Raw genomic sequence first — 16,968 nt, 5'->3', positions numbered from 1 at the left:
AGTCAACTATGATGCCAAACGCGCGTCCGCGTCAGTGTCGGCCTCTTGAGCAACAAAATGACCGCAGCCCACCTGCACTAACGGCACATGCTCAGGCTCATCACCGACCTTGCGAATGGGGCTGAGAATATCGCCTTGTAGCAACACTCGTTCTCGCCGATGACCAGGGTCCGCCACTGGCACGGCGTTCAAGAGTTTGCGGGTGTAAGAGTGCTGGGGTGTATCGAATACCGCTTGACGCCCACCCAGCTCAACCACTTGGCCTAGGTGCAGCACTGCTACGCGATGGCTCATTTTTTCCACCACCGCCATGTCATGGCTAATGAATAGATAGGCCAAGCCTTCGTCTTGCTGCAGCTCCATGAGCAGATGGATAATCTGCGCCTGAATTGACACGTCTAGTGCAGACAGCGCTTCGTCTGCAATGATCAGCTTAGGCTTGGATGCCAAGGCGCGCGCGATGCAGACTCGCTGCCGCTGGCCGCCCGAAAACTCGTGAGGATAGCGATCAGCCTGCTCTGCGCTTAAGCCCACGCGTTCTAACAGTTGATCGACCCGCTGGCGTATCGCTTTTGTACCGTGCAGCAAACCATGGGTGCGGATCGGCTCAGCAATCGAAAAGCCCACCGTTTTGCGTGGATCTAAGGAGGCGAACGGGTCTTGAAAGATGTACTGCACTTCCTGGCGTAGGCGCATTTTTTCGGCGCGCGACATGTCTGCTACCGCCTGACCATTAAAGCGTATCGTGCCGCTGGTACTTTCCTGCAACTGCTGAATAGTGCGTCCGATAGTCGATTTTCCAGAGCCTGACTCACCGACTAGCGCCAGCGTTTCACCAGGAAAAATAGTGAAACTGACATTTTCTACCGCATGCACTCGATGGCTAATGCCGCCAAAGAAACCCTTACGAATATCAAAGCGAGTCACTAGGTTTTCCACCTCTACCACCGGAGTGGCATCGGTTCTGGCGGTATCCTGCGTTTTGCTTTCACCCCGCGTAACCGCCGCATTCGCCTTAAATTCAACCAAAGGGTCCATTCGTGGCAGCGGTTCACCTCGCATACTCCCCAGCGTGGGCACTGCCGCGAGCAGGGCTTGAGTGTAGGGATGCTGTGGATTGGCAAATATCTCCTCCACTGCGGCTTCTTCGACCTTTTCGCCATGACGCATGACCACGACTTGGTCAGCCATCTCTGCCACTACGCCCATATCATGCGTAATGAAGATAACCGCCATCCCCAGCTCCTGCTGAAGGTCGCGCATGATGGTAAGAATCTGGGCTTGAATCGTCACGTCCAGCGCAGTGGTAGGCTCATCGGCTACCAGCACCTTGGGTCGGCACGCCAAAGCCATGGCGATCATTACCCGCTGGCGCATGCCGCCCGACAGCTGATGAGGGTAGCGCTTCAGCAGGGCTTCTGCATCGGCCAAGCGCACCAACTTAAGCAGTTTGACCGCCTCAGCTTGAGCAGTAGCCTTGGTGTGTTTTTCATGCAGGACGAGCACTTCGGTAATTTGGTCACCGATAGTATAAACCGGGTTCAGCGACGTCATCGGCTCTTGAAAGATCATGGCGATTTCCTTGCCACGTATCTTGCGCATCGCCTTATCGGAAAGCTGAGCGAGATCTTGCGTTTGATGCCCCTCGGCATCGCGACAAAAATGTATCGAGCCTTGGGTAATCTCAGCGTTCATGTATTCAACTAAACGCATGATGGCAAGTGATGTCACCGACTTTCCTGAACCTGACTCACCTACGATGGCGGTTGTCTTGCCAGGATAAACATCAAAACTTAGATTATTAACAACGCAGTTAGAACCAAAATTCACGCTCAAGGAGCGAACCGATAGCGCGGGTGTCGTTATCACAAGATGCCATGCTCCCTGCTCGTGGGCAGCGCTTTCTTTTGAACAGAGTCAACGTAGACTGCCCAGAGCTTTCGTAAACCATTAGTCGTATGTAGTAATTACGTCAAACTACTTATTTTGCTAAACTTTTGTCAATCTATAATCGTATAGCACCCGCGCATTTATCCCGCCGTTAACACCTGAATATTTCCGTACACGTACAAAAAAACTCCCGTTGCGGGAGTTTTAAAGCTGCGTGCCTTTGCGCTTTGCATGCACGCAAAATCATCCCACTCGATGCTGTTTGAGCACGGTGAGGCTGCGTTCTTCTTCATTTTGGGGCTGGGAAGGTGCTTGGCGGATGCCGACCAGTACGTACCATTCCGCTTCGGAAAGGTAGGTTTCGCACCAGCGCCCTAGAATAAAGGCGCTCTCTTCGCGGGTGCGCTGGCCACTGCGGTAATCATGGGCTAACAGTAATAAATTCTGCCGGGCAGTGCGTGCGCGGGCGTTACCACCGTGTACTTTTGCCAGCGGACAGCGTCGATCATACGCCGCGTTGGTCAACGCATTGAGCCAACGCTCCAATTCATGTGCTTGAATGCCGCCATACACTGCCACGCTTAAGCTCCCTGCCCCGTTTAAAGGGCGTCAGCCTGCCCGATTTACCGGCCGCTGTCACTGGTTAAACTTTGTCCGTTGTTGAATCCTGTGGAAGGCCTTGTTCAAAACCTTGTAACACATTGACTACATTGACACCGATTGCATCCACCGCATAGCCCCCTTCCATCAGAAACACGCTGGGCAGGCCTGCCTGCGCGAGGCGTTTACCTAGCGCGATAAAATCGGCGCTCGCAAAGGTGAAGGCACTAATCGGGTCGCCCTCAAAAATATCGACCCCCAATGACACAATCAGGCAATCGCATTCAGCGGCCTTAATCTGCGCCAATGCCACTTCCAAGGTCGCCATCCAAGTGGCGACGCTGGTGCCTGGGGGCATCGGATAATTGACGTTAAAGCCTTTGCCATTACCTTCGCCTTGCTCATCAGCGTAGCCCAAGTAATAGGGAAAGGTGACCTCCGGATCGCCATGCAGCGATATAAACAGCACATCGTCGCGACTATAGAAGATTTGCTGAGTGCCGTTGCCGTGGTGAAAATCAACGTCCAGAATCGCAACGCGGCGTTTGCCTGCATCCAGCGCTCGTTGGGCAGCAACCGCGGCATTATTGAAAAAGCAGTAGCCACCGAACTGATCATAAGCGGCGTGATGGCCGGGCGGCCGGCATAGTCCAAAGCTTGGCTCACCGGTTTGCAGCGTGTGTTCCACTGCGCCGAGCGCCACATCTTTGCTTGCCATGGCGGCTTCAAAGGTACCTTCAGAAATCGACGTTTCCGCCGCCAGCGCGTAGTAGCCTAGCTGACCACTAATAGAGCGCGGAATGCGGTCACCGCGCATGCTGCGCGCCGGCCAAATATTGGGAATCGCCTCACCTTCGTGCCCTGCCGCTCCCCACTCTTTCCAACAGTTAGCTAAAAACGTAACGTAGCGCTCGTCATGCACCGCCAGCACCGGCGCCAGGCCATAGTCGTTGGGCGTGCAAATATCGCCAAGGCCAGATTGACGAAGTTGTTTAAGCACGAGATCAAGGCGTTCAGGGCACTCGAATGGCGTGACCAACGCGCCATCATGTAACTCGGTACGCGCTTGGCGCAAACGGCTTTTTTCTGAGTAAAACGTCAGCATGCAGGCTCCTTAATCGGCATCTAATTGACACGGCCACTGTTTGGCCCAGCGGCGTTTCTGGCTCGCTGTTTGCTGTTTTAACTGGTATTCAGCCCGGCTAGCGGCGGCGCGATCCTCAAAAGGCTCAGCGCCTAATAGCGCAAGGGGTGGGTTCGCCCGCGTGTAGCGCGCCCCTTTACCCAGGCAATGCGCCTGATAGCGCTTCGCTAGGTTGTTGGTAATCCCGGTATAGGTGCCGCGCTGGCACTCAAGTAAATACAGATACCACTGAGTACCGGCTTTCTGAGGCTCAACGATGCCACTATTCACCGCAACATACCTTCAATTTACGCCCGCTACCACATAGGCACGGGTCATTACGGCGCGGCTTTAAGCGCGTTAGCGTGGGCGTGCCGTCGACATACCACCAGCGCTGTTCTTCATGGGTAAAGCGAGACACCTCCTCAAGCACATGCCAGCGGCCACGCTCTCGCCTTCGTTCATAAAAAAAGGCGCGAAAATGCACGTAACCGGCGTTCGCGAGCGGCGGCTCAGCGGCCACAATAGTAAGCGCTTTCCACTCGGTATCGGGGTCAGGCGGCAGGCTGTTTGGCCGCGTCGATGCGTGCCATGTCGTGAGTAAATAGTCGCTAAGCCCTAGCGCAAAGGCGGCATAGCGAGAGCGCATCAACGCCTCAGGAGTAGGCGCTGTGTCGCCGTGATGATAGCGGCCACAGCAGCTATCCAGCGTTAAATCGTTACCACAGGGGCACGTTTTAGGGGTCGTTAAGGTCATAACCGGCGCTCTTTCACAACATCGCTCATAGCCTAACCGAAAGGTCCTATGCGCGTCGCCCGGCATGTATGCGTTTTGTGTCGATATTTCCGCTGAGTTGGGTATATAGTGGTGACGCACAATATTTAAACGACGGAGTACGAATAACGATCAATCATTCTTTCCAAAATTTTGGAGGTTCTCCCTATGAAGGTTTACAAACCGGAATGGCAGTGCACGTTTAGCGTAAACGAAGGCGCGGAAGAATCAGCCACTTGGAAAGAGAGAGTCGCATGGCGGCTCAGGGGCGTTGCGGATCGACTGGAAGGCGGCGGGCGCACGGTAAAAATTGACTACCGGGTGACGCCAGCGGTTAGTCCCCAAGAAGTAGACACGTGTTTAGGTAAGGGTTTTGAAGTCACTCAGCGCCTGCTAACGCAGTTAGCCCAGCAACAGGCGTGCGAAGACGTGATGCGCCATGCCAAATCAGAGCTTTATGAACAGCACTCTCAGCACTGACGCGCTTTGAACACATGAACGATGAACATACGCGCTATAAATATACGTATTATAAACATCGTATTTAAGTGCGTTTGAAAACAATCCCACCCCTTGAAACGGGTGGGATTTTTGTTAGGACATCAGTGCATCTCTTCCTCAGCATTACTAATCAGCATACTGATAAAGTTATCTGACAGGGGATTCTCTTCACCCTTTCGCGTGACGGCTACAAGCGTTGTGCTGATTTCAATACCATCGACAGGTAGAAATACAACATCTCTTCGATTGTTAAGTGCAATTGAACCACTTACCAGTGTTCCTCCCAACCCTGCACCTACCAGTGCCAATGCTGTATGAATTTCAATCGCATCATGTGTAACAGAAGGACGTACTCCTTTTTCTTCAAGATGTGAAAGAATTTTTTGCCCAAAAGGGCTTCGAGCATCCTTAGGATAAAGAATAAAAGGAATTTGATTAAATGCTCGAATAGGAAAGATGTCCTGCTTAGCAAGTGGATGATCAATAGGTAAGGCAACCATAAATGGATCGTTGATTATTACTTCATAATCCATATCAGCATGGCGCTCAAACATACCGATAAATCGAGCAATTCCTACATCAATGCGGTGCTGTCTTAATCTTTCTTCCTGATATTCCGACAATATCTCAACAAGGTCCAGATGAACCTCTGGATGCTGCACTCGATAATTCTTAATCACACTGGGTAGCAAGGAAAAAAGTGTGGAGCGAATAAATCCTATCCCCAGCCAGCCGCCACTGCCACTGGCTACCTGCTTGGATTCTTGCTCCAGTCGAGAGGCCTGATTTAACAGCTCTTTTGCACGTGGATAAAAAAACTTCCCAAGCGATGTGAGTTGCATGGGACGAGTTGTGCGGTCAAATAGCTCGCCTCCCAGATTCTGTTCCAAGAGAGCGAGCTGAGCGCTGATCGCTGTCGGCGCGATAAAAAGCCGCTTTGCGGCAGCACTGCCGCCGCCCGCATCGACTACTTCACAGAAATAAAGCATTTGCCGTAGATTCATTTTTTATGAACTTTCCTGCACAATTTGCTGATTTATTAAAGATAATAAATATATGATAGTGAGTCTGAGGTCAACTCAGGAGAATAATAATGATAAATAAGCATATCGCTTCACAACTCAGTCAGTTTGGTAGCGCATCTATTTATGAAGCACAGGGCGCCATAGGAGCACTCGACAGTGGTATCAAACCCCTCAGCGACTCAATGCAAGTATATGGGCCAGCATTCACGGTAGATATACATCCTGGCGATAACCTCATGCTGCATTATGCCCTACTGCATATTCAGCCAGGTGATGTATTAGTCGTGGATGCAAAACGCTTTATTGAAGCAGGCCCATGGGGGGATATCCTCACGGAGCAAGCGATCACTAAAGGCGTTGCAGGCCTTATCATTAATGGTTCCGTTAGAGATGCCCAGGCAATAAAAACACTTGGATTTCCTGTTTTCTGTCGCGGCTTAAGCATCAAAGGGACAGCAAAAAAACAGTCTGGCAAAATCAATGTACCTATTTGTATTGGTGATGCGGTTATTAACCCAGGTGATTATATTTTTGGCGATGAAGATGGGGTCGTGGCGGTTTCGCCACAGAACCTAGCAGCGGTGCTTCAAGCAACCCAAGAGCGCGAAAACACTGAAGCAATATACCGTGAAGAAATAAAGCAAGGGAGCAACACCGTAGACCTACTAGGACTAAGAGACACCTTAATAAAATTAAATTTAGCGTAAAAGTTACTCATAATTTAAAGAAATAGAAACAAATAACTATAAAATAGCGCTTTAGACAACATTAAAGAGATTTGAAATGAAAACTATAAAAGCAATTAGCATGCTCTCCTGCCTTGCATTCCCCATGACGTTTGCAGCCTATTCAGGTGCGGATAGCTATCCGGAAAGACCAATTTCTACCATTATCGCCTTTGGAGCTGGTGGAAATACGGATGTTGGTGCGCGGATCCTGTTTCCAGCAGTAGATCGTGAGTTAGGTGTACCGCTTAACATTATCAATCGACCCGGCGGAGGGGGCTGGGTAGGCTGGGCACAGTTACTCAACTCATCCAATGACGGCTATACCCTAGGCTATATAAATACTCCCAATTTGATCACCGGCTACTTGGATCCACAGTATCGTCGCGACATAGATCTGAATGATTTCGAACTCATCGCGAATCATGTCACTGACTACGGCGTCATTTCGATCAATAAAGATGAGACCCGCTTTAACACTATTGACGAGTTAGTCACTTACGCCCAATCAAACATACTGACAGCTTCAACAACCGGGGCAAATGGTGATGACCATATTGCGATGTTGAAGATGAATCATAATTATAAGACGCAGTTTGTACCAGTCCATACCACAGGCACGGCGGAGCAGCGCGCCGCGATTCAGGGCGGGCACGTTGATGTGAATTTTTCAAACGTTGGGGATACCAACATGGCGCATCGTAATGGCGATTTAAAAATTCTTGCGATCATGGCTCCCGAGCGATCAGATTTTATTCCTGATATCCCTACGCTAGAGGAGCTAGGTTACTCGGACGTGATTTCTTGGTCCGCACGCGGCATTGCGGCTCCTAAAGGCACCGATCCCTCCGTGTTGGAGCAGCTTAAAGAAGCCTTTGTTGCCGGTATGCAAGACCCTGAGCATTTAGCAAAAATGGAAGAGCTGGGACTGCTAGTCGATATACGAACAGGTGATTCCTATCGAGAAATGCTGGAAGAGGAAGAACAAGGCGTTCGCTCTCTTGAAAACTTGCTTGGCTGGTAACCATCACTGATCGTGATATTGATGTATATCACGATCAGAACCTTAGATGCGAAACGTCTACAATAATAAAATAGGTGTTTTATGAAAGCGTTACACTCCGATGCGTTAATCGGCTTGGCTATGCTGATTTTCTCAATAATATTTTTAATCTTATCCGCTCAGATGCCTTCTGACCCAGCGGTATTTCCTAAACTTATTCTAACCATCTTAATGATATTTTCGCTATTCATTACTTGGTCAGGGGTATCAAAAACATGGGCAGCCGAGAAACAGGGTGTTAAACACACGTCTATTTTTCAGCATATCCGTGGCCCACTCATCACATTTATAGCACTTTGCCTTTATATAGTCTTAATCAGCATTCTCGGTTTTTTTACTGCCAGCTCGATCGTCGCCATTTTCTTCATGATCTACTTTGGCGTGAGATCATACGTCCAAGTAATGTTAGTACTCCTTATCATGAATACTTTCATTTATCTGCTCTTTGTCTGGCAGCTACGCATCGCGCTTCCCACTGGTTTATTGCTGTAAAGGAGAGGGATAATGGCTATTGATACGACCTTATTACTGTCAGTTCTCGCGCAGTTAGCCTCACCAGATGTGTTGCTAATGCTATGCGTGGGTGTCTTCGGAGGCATCTTTCTCGGCGCTTTACCTGGATTAAGCGCGACGATGGGTATTGCGCTATTGATTCCTGTCACTTTCGGCATGCAGCCAGTAGCAGCAATGGTACTGCTTTCCGCTATATATGCGTCTGCCGTTTATGGAGGATCTATTACGGCTATCTTAATTCATACGCCGGGTACGCCTGCATCAGCAGCCACGGCATTAGATGGCTACCAAATGACACAGCGTGGCGAAGGGCTGAAAGCATTGGGAACATCCACGCTTTGCTCCGTAATCGGAGGTGTAGTTAGTGTAGTTGCCTTGCTACTGCTGGCACCGCCTTTGGCACAGATTTCATTACGCTTCAGTGCACCTGAGTATTTTCTGATCGCAATATTTGGTTTGACCATCATTGGCAGCCTTTCCAGTGGCGCAATGGTAAAAGGCCTATCCGCAGGGCTGTTGGGTCTACTCATCAGCCTAGTCGGCGTGGATGTTATGACCGCCTATCCACGCTTTACCTTTGGAGTTGCCGAGCTAGAAAATGGTATTTCTCTGATTCCCGCTATGATTGGTCTCTTTTCAATTTCTCAAGTTATGATCCAGGCTGAAAAGCTCCATGGAGCCAATAACCTTACATCCCAAGCACCAAAGTTGAGTGGCAATCTATTTCCTAGTAGAGAAGAGTGGCGAAAAATTCGGCGCACTATTTCTCGATCCTCAGTCATTGGTGTGCTGGTGGGGGCATTACCAGGGGCAGGGGGCGATGTCGCATCTTGGGTAGCCTACAATGAGGCCAAACGTAATGCCAAAACTCCCGGTTTCTTTGGCAAAGGCGACATTGAAGGACTGGCTGCTGCTGAAACAGCCAATAATGCCGTGACGGGTGGCGCCATGATTCCGCTGCTAACACTGGGGATTCCCGGCAGCGCAGCAACGGCGGTTATGCTAGGAGGTTTGTATATTCATGGCTTGCAGCCTGGGCACGAACTATTCACCGCCAACGCTCATATTGTCTATGCCATTATTGTGGGGCTGCTGCTGGCGAATATCTTGATGGGTATCGTGGGCTTAGCATTGGCAAAGTATGTCGTTAAGGTAGCTTCTGTGCCTTTTGCAATTCTTGCGCCGATTATTGTGGTTCTATCAGTTGTCGGCTCCTACACCATCAACAACAGTATGTTCGATGTTTACATCATGGCTACATTTGGATTATTGGGCTATCTGATGAGAAAGACCGACTTCCCAACAGCCGCCATTGTGCTTGCCATGATATTGGGCGCTATGGCTGAGATCGGGTTCCGGCAGTCATTGGTAATGTCTAAAGGTAATATGCTGGGATATTATTTTGATCGCCCATTCTCGCTGCTCATCATGGGCTTAATTCTGCTGGCACTAGCATCGCCTCTTCTTGTGCGATGGAAACGTCAGAAATCACAACATGCTGTGTAGCATTTGCAGTTAATCATACAACCATGGCATCGAGAGGGCCATGGCTTCTAACTTGATGGTATCAAAGCTTTTACCGTAAATATTATTTAGAGATAAAACATACAACAGTGCCAAACGCACATTTCAATAGGGCGCGGCATAACATCTTTGCCTCAGACTTCAAACGGCTGCTCCAGCGCCTTGCCCATCTTGGCTAGAAAATCATCGCAGGCTTGCAGCTGTTCTATCTCGACATACTCATCAGGCTGGTGCGCTTGGGCGATGCTGCCAGGGCCGAGAATAATGGTTTGCAAGCCTTGGCCTTGAAACTGCCCGGCCTCTGTGGCGTAAGCCACTGCGTGGTTGCAGCAGGCAGCAGGCAAATGGTCTTTGGCTAAACGCAGAACGTAGTCATTATCACGATCAGCAAGCCCTGGCACCGTCGGGCTAAGGGGTGTCGTAGTGATTTCAACATGCTTGCCTTTCGCCTGCAGCTCAGCGGTTAACTGGGCGCAAAATGCATCGAAACGCTCATAGATCGACTCAAACGTTTCGGTGGGCAGGTGGCGGATTTCCCAATCAAACTGGCACTCTCGCGCCATAATATTGATCGCCGTGCCGCCTTTAATTTTACCCACATGCAGACTAGTGTGCGGCACGTTAAAGGCCTCATCCACACGCCCTTCTTCGACTAAGGCTGCCATGGTGTCTTCAATAACCGTTACTAACCGCGCCGCGACATGAATCGCTGACGTACCCTGGTTGACTTGACTGCTGTGCGCTTCACGACCAATCACCGTGGTGCGCAGGTTAGTCGCGCCCTTCTGGGCAACCACCGGCTGCATGCTGGTGGGCTCGCCCACAATCACGTTGGCCGTTTGTGAGTAGTGTTCACAGAAGAAACGGATAAGATCCGGCGCGCCCACACAGCCAATTTCTTCATCGTACGAGAAACCTAGGTAAATCGGCTGCTGCAACGGTGCTTTCACCCAGGTAGGCACTCTAGCCAACACGCAGGCAATAAAGCCTTTCATATCGCAGGTGCCACGCCCATACAAACGCCCATCGCCGCCATCGCGCAGCGTGAAAGGGTCACTCGACCACGGCTGCCCCGCCACCGGCACCACGTCGGTATGCCCAGAAAGCATGACGCCACCCGGTGCATCAGGGCCAATTCTGGCGACCAGATTAGCTTTGGTGCCACAGGGGCTCATCACACGGTCAGCGCTAACGCCATAGTCAGCCAAGTAACCTTCGACGTACTCGATGAGCGCTAAATTGGATTCGCTAGAGGTGGTGTCAAAAGCGATCAACTTTTCCAAAAGCGCGATGGTGTCGGACATGATCTTCTCTTTCTCAAATGATATGGCGCTAACCCTACCACTCCCACCTTATGAAACCTACTCTGCTTACCGTCTGTTGAATTTCATTTCGTATTCACCTCGCATTCATCAAAACGTCACCTACACTTTCTATTGTTCAGTGCATTCAAAAATCCTAACAAACGTACTGCACTGCCTGATTAAATTCAGGCTCACAAGGAGCTGTTATGTCTCGTTTTACGTTGCACGCCCTCTCAGTAGGTATCGCAGCGGCAAGCCTTAGCTTGTCTGCTCACGCAGCGACCGAAATAACTTGGTGGCACTCCATGGGCGGTGAGCTGGGTGAGCGCCTTAGCGCTATCGCCGAAGACTTTAACGCCTCTCAGGATGAATTCACTATCGCGCCTTCTTACCGTGGCGAGTACGAAGAGGCGATGGTCAACACCATTGCGGCCTTTCGCGCGGGTGAGCAACCGCACATCGTACAAATTTACGAGGTCGGCACCGGCACAATGATGGCCGCTCAGGGCGCTATCTATCCGGTTTATGAGCTGATGGAGGAGCACGGCAACAACTTTGACCCATCCGATTATCTCTCAGTGGTCACTGGTTATTACACCGATACCGACGGCAACATGCTCTCCATGCCGTTCAACTCCTCGACACCAATCTTGTACTACAACAAAGCCGTTTTTGAAGCCGCTGGCCTCGACCCTGAAACACCGCCCACCACCTGGCAAGAAATGGGTGAGATGAGCCAGCAGATTCTGGATGAAGATGCAGCCTCGTGCGGCTTCACGCTGGCCTATGCCGCCAACTGGGTCGGCCTTGAAAATTTCTCAGCGATGCACAACCTGCCCGTCGGCACCCTGGAAAATGGCTTTGGTGGATTAGAGACCGAATTCACTTTTAACGGTGACGTTCAGGCGCGCTTTTGGGATCAGCTCAAAGAGTGGAGCGACAGCGGTGCTTACATGTATGCCGGTCCGGCGAACGGCCCCGATGCCGCACCGGCGTTCTACTCAAGCGACTGCGCGATGTACATGAACTCGTCAGCGTCGCGTGCCGATGTACTGGCGAACTCCGACTTCGACGTGGGCTTTGGCATGCTGCCTTACTATGATGACGTGGACGGCGCACCGCAGAACTCGATCATTGGCGGCGCGACCCTTTGGGTGCTTTCCGGCCATGAAGAAAACGAATACACGGGCGTTGCAGAATTCCTACAGTTCCTCTCTTCGCCGGAAGTACAGGCCGAGTGGCACCAGGGCACCGGCTACCTGCCGATCACTACTGCCGCTTATGAGCTGAGCCAAGAGCAGGGCTACTACGACGAGAACCCTGGCGCCGATATTGCCATCGAGCAAATCAACTTAAACGAGCCGACCGAGAACTCCAAAGGCTTGCGCTTTGGCAACTACCCGCAGGTGCGCATGGTGCTGGATGAAGAGTTCCAGAACGTGCTGTCAGGCGACAAGAGCGGCCAGGAAGCATTAGATGATGCCGCAGAGCGTGGCAATCAGATCCTACGCGATTTTGAAGCGGCCAATAGCTAATCGCGCACCGCTATCCGTTACAAAGCCCCGGCTTTCAAGGCTGGGGCTTCTACTATGACGGCCATCCCTTACCCTCGGCACAGCGCGAGGGTAAGGGATGGCTGACTTGCCGGTGATGCGTTAGCGCTTGGCCGGGCGATTTACATCCGTTGCGCCCGCTAGACAGGATAGTTTCATGCAGACAAAACGCTCCACCTATCAGAGCCGATGGTTACCCTTTTTCCTTTTAGCGCCGCAGCTAGCGATCACGCTGGTGTTTTTTATCTGGCCGGCGAGCCAGGCGGTCAAATCGAGCTTTGAGCGAACCGATCCTTTCGGCTTCAAAACAACGTTTATCGGCCTCGAAAACTACGCCAGAATTCTGGCCGACCCCAGCTACCTTAATGCGCTGGGCAGAACCGCGATTTTTGCCGTCTCGGTGACGGTGCTCTCCATGGGCACAGCGCTGCTATTGGCCGTATGCGTTAACCGCGTAATGCGTACCTCACGGTTTTACACAACGCTGTTGGTGTGGCCCTACGCCGTCGCTCCAGTGGTAGCCGGGGTGCTGTGGTGGTTTTTGTTTAATCCCACCATCGGCCTGCTCCCGCACCTGCTTGATTGGTTCGGCATCAATTGGAACCATCGCGTGTCAGGCACCCAAGCGATGATATTGATCACCATCGCCGCTGCCTGGAAGCAAATTTCTTACAACTTTCTGTTTTTCCTGGCTGGGCTGCAATCGGTTCCACCCTCGCTGATTGAAGCCGCCGCCATCGATGGTGCCAGCCCCTTCAAGCGCTTCTGGACCATCGTGTTTCCGCTGCTATCGCCCACCACGTTCTTCCTGCTGATTATCAACATTAACTACGTGATGTTTGAGACCTTTGGGGTAATCGACGCCACCACCGGCGGCGGGCCCGGGCAAGCCACCATGACGCTGGTCTATAAGGTTTACACCGATGGCGTCGCTGGCCTCAATATTGGCTCATCCTCGGCCCAGTCGGTGCTGCTGATGGGCATCGTGATTGTCTTGACGTTTATCCAGTTCCGATTTGTAGAACGCCGTGTCAATTACTAGCGTTAAAGGACTTCAACATGGTTGAAAACAGACCCTTTCTTAACCTCTTGACGCACCTTGTGCTGATTATAGGCGTGTTGGTGGTGGCGTTTCCGGTGTACGTGGCGTTTATCGCCTCGACCCATGAGCCAAGTGCCTTTGTGCGCGGCGTGATGCCGCTGCTACCGGGCAATAATATGTTCGAATCCTACGGACAAATGCTTAACTCCGGCTGGAGCGTAGGCGGAACACCGCCCGTCTGGCTGATGCTCGGCAACTCGCTGATCATGGCATTAACGATCGCTATCGGCAAAATCGCTATCTCGATTATTTCGGCCTTTGCGATTGTCTATTTTCGTTTTAGGTTTCGCATGTTGGCCTTCTGGATTATTTTCATCACCTTAATGCTACCGGTTGAAGTGCGCATTATTCCCACCTACGCCGTGGTGGCCAACCTTGGCCTGCTGAACTCTTACGCAGGGCTTGCCCTGCCGCTGATTGCCTCAGCGACGGCCACCTTTCTGTTTCGCCAGTTCTTTATGACCGTGCCCGAAGAACTGATGGAAGCGAGCCGGGTGGATGGCGCCAGCCCGATGCAATTTTTCCGCGATATCCTGCTGCCGATTTCGATCACCAATATTGCCGCGCTGTTTGTCATCATGTTCATTTACGGCTGGGTTCAGTATCTCTGGCCGCTGCTGGTCACTACCGACGAAAACTTCTACACCATTGTAATGGGGATTAAGCGCTTGATGGCATCATCCGACCGCGTACCCGCCTGGAACCTGATTATGGCAACGGTCACGCTTGCCATGCTGCCACCGGTGCTGGTGGTACTGTTTATGCAAAAACTGTTTGTGAAAGGCCTGACCGAGACGGAGAAATAACATGGCCAGTATTACCTTGGAAGGGCTTGAGAAAACCTACGCGGGCGATGTGCATGCGGTAAAGGGCATTGATCTGGCGATTAACGACGGTGAGTTTGTGGTGCTGGTGGGCCCATCTGGCTGCGGCAAATCAACCCTACTCCGCATGGTGGCAGGGCTTGAAACGATAACCGAAGGCACGCTTAAAATCGGCGATCGCGTGGTCAATAAACTCGAACCCGCCGAACGCGATATTGCCATGGTGTTTCAGAACTACGCGCTTTATCCACATATGACGGTGTACAACAATCTTGCCTATGGCCTGAAAAACCGAGGTTTTAAAAAACCCGAGATCGAAGAGCGCGTGCGTAAAGCGGCCAAAATGCTCGAAATTGAGGAGTTCCTAGAACGCAAGCCGCGCAAGCTCTCCGGCGGCCAGCGCCAGCGCGTGGCGATGGGACGTGCGCTGGTCCGCGATCCTGCCGCGTTTTTGTTTGATGAACCACTTTCCAACTTGGATGCCAAGCTACGCGTACAGATGCGTGTCGAAATTAAGCAGCTCCAACGGCGCCTGAAAACGACCAGCCTGTACGTCACCCACGACCAGCTAGAAGCCATGACTCTGGGCGACCGTTTGGTGGTTCTTAATGACGGGCGGATTGAACAGGTCGGCACTCCCATGGAGATCTATGCGCGACCAGCGACCCTATTCGTTGCGGGATTTATCGGCTCCCCCGCCATGAACATGCTGCCGGTGAACTATCTAATGGAAAAAGGCGCCAGCGGCCTGCTGGATGACTTGCCAGAGGGCACCGATATCGTCGGCATTCGTCCTGATGATATGCACTTAACCGCCCCTGCCGAGCCCCATTTAGTCGTCGAATCAACCCTTGCGCTATTTGAAGCCGCCGGTGCCGAAAGCCATCTTTACGTGACGCTTGCCGGCAGCGATCAGCCCATCGTCATTCGCGTTTCAGGCCAGCCGCCGGTCGCCGAAGGTGAAACTCTGCGATTTTTTGTGACCCGCGAAGCACTGCATCCTTTTAACAGTGCCACTGGAAAACGCATGGGGGATTAGTCTATAAGTTAATGCCGCACCCAGCACCGTGTGGCTGACGACGCGTTCGCCCACCGGCTGACGGCTGTCGTACACCAGCTCACCCCCCGTGGATACATGCATAAAACTACCGTTCTCGTCAGGCGCATTCGCCCAACGCGATTTCGAACGCCGTCAGCAGCTGTGCATCGGTGATTAAGTTACCCAGCGCGGTTTCATTGGCGCGAACGCCGCTGGAAGTTTACGCCGAGGTGCTCAAGAAGTCCGTTGCCGGGCCAAGCACTCTTCAATAGCGTTGCGCTTGGAACTTGAGGCCGCCGAATCTCGATCAAGGGGTGACGTCGCCAAGAGCGTGATGGCCAACGCCCTACAGCAACGCCCATGACACCCCATCAGCTCAATATTCGCGCGCTTAAAAGCGCATCCGTGATATTGGGATGGAAAAAGACATCCTACAAAAGGCTACCGCTCTCTTGATGTCGGACTCCCTGAACACTTCTCGCTAATCGAGAAACTCAAGACGAGCTATCCAGTGAAAAAACTGTGTGACGTGCTTGGCGTACATCGCAGCAGCTTTAAATACTGGGTACAACGTTCGAAAAGGCCTGCGTGTGTCACAACGGCAATGGAAATAGCCAAGGGCAAAGAGCTCTTTCGCGAGAGCGAAGGATCTGCGGGTGCGCACAGCATCCCCGAGATGGCGATAACGCAGGAAGTACCGTTAAGTCGCTATCGCGCTGGCCGCCTGATGAAAAAGCTTGGCCCTGATTAGTTGCCAAATGTCCGATCACACCTACAAGAAAACAGGGGATGAACATGTTGAGACATCGAACCACTTAGAGCGTCAGTTTAACGTTGTAGTGCCCAACCCCGTTTGGTGTAGCGATGTCACGTATATCTGGACAGGCAACCGCTGGGCTTATCTTGCCGTTGTCATCGGTTTATTTGCTAGAAAACCGATTGGCTGGACTATGTCGTTGCCGCCGGATAACGAGCTGACCAGCAGCGCATTAAAAATGGCCAATGAGAGCCGTGTGCAACCCAAAGGGGTCTGTGGCACAGCGACCAGCAAAAAGCGTCAGACGCTTTGGAAATACAAAATAAAAACAAAGTCTTAGTCGGCGCGGGAACTACTGGGATTATACGCCAATAGAGCAGTTCTTTCGGAGCCTACAGGTTGAATGTGTGCCTACGTATGGGTATCGCTCATTCTTGCAGGGCCAATATCATATCGTGAACTTATTTAATCGGGTATCACAGCCAGCTTCGCCCCCATCAGTACAAAAAGGGGATGAGTCCGAACCAGATAGAGGAAAATCACTGGGTTAATTATAAATCGGATGCTGTTTTTACTTGACCATTGAAAGGATATGCAATAGTAGAAGATTATGCGTTCCTCTATACGTAGTACTACGTATAGAGGAACGT

General features: G+C 51.5%; 18 protein-coding genes. 11 read left to right on the top strand and 7 right to left on the bottom strand.

All coding sequences use genetic code 11. From position 1 onward, the window contains the following. Positions 1-6 precede the first annotated feature (6 nt). From KUO20_RS00865 to KUO20_RS00845, 5 genes are all read right to left on the bottom strand, one after another. Positions 7-1,869 carry an ABC transporter ATP-binding protein gene (locus KUO20_RS00865; RefSeq protein ID WP_235041054.1) on the bottom strand — a complete coding sequence of 621 codons (1,863 nt, stop codon included), beginning with the start codon at positions 1,867-1,869 and terminating at the stop codon, positions 7-9. Positions 1,870-2,133: 264 nt separating this feature from the next. Then, positions 2,134-2,469, bottom strand: coding sequence for a hypothetical protein (locus KUO20_RS00860; protein ID WP_235041053.1), 336 nt, complete (start codon positions 2,467-2,469; stop codon positions 2,134-2,136). Between the two features lie 64 nt (positions 2,470-2,533). Continuing rightward, entirely contained in the window at positions 2,534-3,595 is a 1,062-nt protein-coding gene (locus KUO20_RS00855) for a histone deacetylase family protein (RefSeq protein ID WP_235041052.1), read from the bottom strand. Between the two features lie 9 nt (positions 3,596-3,604). After that, complete coding sequence (locus KUO20_RS00850) at positions 3,605-3,904, bottom strand: GIY-YIG nuclease family protein (RefSeq protein ID WP_235041051.1); 300 nt, start codon at positions 3,902-3,904, stop codon at positions 3,605-3,607. Further along, on the bottom strand, positions 3,897-4,370 hold the full coding sequence (locus tag KUO20_RS00845) for a YchJ family protein (RefSeq protein WP_235041050.1): 474 nt from the start codon (positions 4,368-4,370) through the stop codon (positions 3,897-3,899). Before KUO20_RS00845 ends, KUO20_RS00850 begins: the two co-directional genes overlap by 8 nt. Before the next feature lie 186 nt (positions 4,371-4,556). Between KUO20_RS00845 and KUO20_RS00840 the strand changes: the two genes are divergently transcribed. After that, a complete protein-coding gene (locus KUO20_RS00840; protein ID WP_235041049.1) occupies positions 4,557-4,868 on the top strand; it encodes a hypothetical protein in 312 nt (103 codons plus the stop codon). A gap of 122 nt (positions 4,869-4,990) precedes the next feature. Here the strand turns inward: KUO20_RS00840 and KUO20_RS00835 are convergent, their stop codons facing one another. Beyond that, the gene (locus KUO20_RS00835; RefSeq protein WP_235041048.1) at positions 4,991-5,893 is read right to left on the bottom strand and encodes a LysR family transcriptional regulator; all 903 of its coding nucleotides are present in this window, start codon (positions 5,891-5,893) and stop codon (positions 4,991-4,993) included. An 89-nt stretch (positions 5,894-5,982) separates the two neighbouring features. Between KUO20_RS00835 and KUO20_RS00830 the strand changes: the two genes are divergently transcribed. The 4 genes from KUO20_RS00830 (at position 5,983) to KUO20_RS00815 (ending at position 9,721) form a co-directional block, all read left to right on the top strand. Then, the gene (locus KUO20_RS00830) at positions 5,983-6,621 is read left to right on the top strand and encodes a 4-carboxy-4-hydroxy-2-oxoadipate aldolase/oxaloacetate decarboxylase (protein WP_235041047.1); all 639 of its coding nucleotides are present in this window, start codon (positions 5,983-5,985) and stop codon (positions 6,619-6,621) included. A gap of 76 nt (positions 6,622-6,697) precedes the next feature. Then, entirely contained in the window at positions 6,698-7,663 is a 966-nt protein-coding gene (locus KUO20_RS00825) for a tripartite tricarboxylate transporter substrate binding protein (protein ID WP_235041046.1), read from the top strand. An 81-nt stretch (positions 7,664-7,744) separates the two neighbouring features. Further along, the gene (locus KUO20_RS00820) at positions 7,745-8,194 is read left to right on the top strand and encodes a tripartite tricarboxylate transporter TctB family protein (RefSeq protein WP_235041045.1); all 450 of its coding nucleotides are present in this window, start codon (positions 7,745-7,747) and stop codon (positions 8,192-8,194) included. Between the two features lie 12 nt (positions 8,195-8,206). Then, a complete protein-coding gene (locus tag KUO20_RS00815) occupies positions 8,207-9,721 on the top strand; it encodes a tripartite tricarboxylate transporter permease (protein ID WP_235041044.1) in 1,515 nt (504 codons plus the stop codon). Positions 9,722-9,873: 152 nt separating this feature from the next. On the opposite strand, the gene argE is transcribed toward KUO20_RS00815, so the two are convergent. Then, a complete protein-coding gene (argE, locus tag KUO20_RS00810; RefSeq protein WP_235041043.1) occupies positions 9,874-11,043 on the bottom strand; it encodes an acetylornithine deacetylase in 1,170 nt (389 codons plus the stop codon). A 206-nt stretch (positions 11,044-11,249) separates the two neighbouring features. On the opposite strand from argE, the gene ugpB reads away from it, so the two are divergent. From ugpB to KUO20_RS00780, 6 genes are all read left to right on the top strand, one after another. Then, a complete protein-coding gene (gene ugpB, locus KUO20_RS00805) occupies positions 11,250-12,578 on the top strand; it encodes a sn-glycerol-3-phosphate ABC transporter substrate-binding protein UgpB (protein ID WP_235041042.1) in 1,329 nt (442 codons plus the stop codon). 175 nt (positions 12,579-12,753) lie between these two features. Continuing rightward, the gene (gene ugpA, locus KUO20_RS00800; RefSeq protein ID WP_235041041.1) at positions 12,754-13,638 is read left to right on the top strand and encodes a sn-glycerol-3-phosphate ABC transporter permease UgpA; all 885 of its coding nucleotides are present in this window, start codon (positions 12,754-12,756) and stop codon (positions 13,636-13,638) included. A 17-nt stretch (positions 13,639-13,655) separates the two neighbouring features. Next, positions 13,656-14,504 carry a sn-glycerol-3-phosphate ABC transporter permease UgpE gene (ugpE, locus tag KUO20_RS00795; protein ID WP_235041040.1) on the top strand — a complete coding sequence of 283 codons (849 nt, stop codon included), beginning with the start codon at positions 13,656-13,658 and terminating at the stop codon, positions 14,502-14,504. 1 nt (position 14,505) lies between these two features. Continuing rightward, a complete protein-coding gene (locus KUO20_RS00790; RefSeq protein ID WP_235041039.1) occupies positions 14,506-15,561 on the top strand; it encodes a sn-glycerol-3-phosphate import ATP-binding protein UgpC in 1,056 nt (351 codons plus the stop codon). A gap of 511 nt (positions 15,562-16,072) precedes the next feature. Continuing rightward, positions 16,073-16,312 carry a hypothetical protein gene (locus KUO20_RS00785; protein ID WP_235041038.1) on the top strand — a complete coding sequence of 80 codons (240 nt, stop codon included), beginning with the start codon at positions 16,073-16,075 and terminating at the stop codon, positions 16,310-16,312. A 7-nt stretch (positions 16,313-16,319) separates the two neighbouring features. Next, entirely contained in the window at positions 16,320-16,658 is a 339-nt protein-coding gene (locus KUO20_RS00780) for a DDE-type integrase/transposase/recombinase (protein ID WP_235041037.1), read from the top strand. Positions 16,659-16,968: the final 310 nt, after the last annotated feature.

Origin of the sequence: Vreelandella profundi (assembly GCF_019722725.1) — a bacterium.
Taxonomy (GTDB): domain Bacteria; phylum Pseudomonadota; class Gammaproteobacteria; order Pseudomonadales; family Halomonadaceae; genus Vreelandella; species Vreelandella profundi.
Note: the sequence above shows the minus strand (reverse complement) of the source record. Positions and strands in the feature narration are given on the sequence as shown.